The sequence below is a fragment of the Alcanivorax profundi genome (assembly GCF_003597125.1).
GTDB lineage: Bacteria > Pseudomonadota > Gammaproteobacteria > Pseudomonadales > Alcanivoracaceae > Alcanivorax > Alcanivorax profundi.
Genome location: NZ_QYYA01000225.1, coordinates 1 through 349 on the forward strand (window position 1 = coordinate 1; position 349 = coordinate 349).

A 349-nucleotide genomic window follows, 5' to 3' on the forward strand; every position below is an offset into this window, starting at 1 on the left:
CGTAGCAGGCCTGACGGCGGAAAGGCGTATTTCGCGTCCGTCATGGCTCTGTGTTCGAGCGTCATGCAAGGCATCGTCACCTGCCCCAAGCCCGTGATTGCCGAAGTCACAGGCATCGCGACGGCGGCAGGCTGCCAATTGGTGGCAAGCTGCGATCTGGCCATCGCGGCCGAGAGCTCACAGTTCAGCACGCCGGGGGTTCATATCGGTCTTTTCTGCTCGACCCCGATGGTGGCCCTGTCGCGCAACGTATCGAACAAACATGCCATGGAAATGCTGCTGACTGGCGACATGACTCCTGCCGCGCGTGCCGCCGAGATCGGGTTGGTCAACCGCGTGGAGGCCGAGT

The 349-nt window shown here is 62.5% G+C and carries 1 protein-coding gene; it reads left to right on the forward strand.

The genetic code is table 11. From position 1 onward, the window contains the following. Positions 1–63 precede the first annotated feature (63 nt). Positions 64–349, forward strand: a 286-nt coding sequence (locus tag D4A39_RS17590) for an enoyl-CoA hydratase-related protein (protein ID WP_438502579.1), incomplete at its 3' end; no start/stop codon positions are given.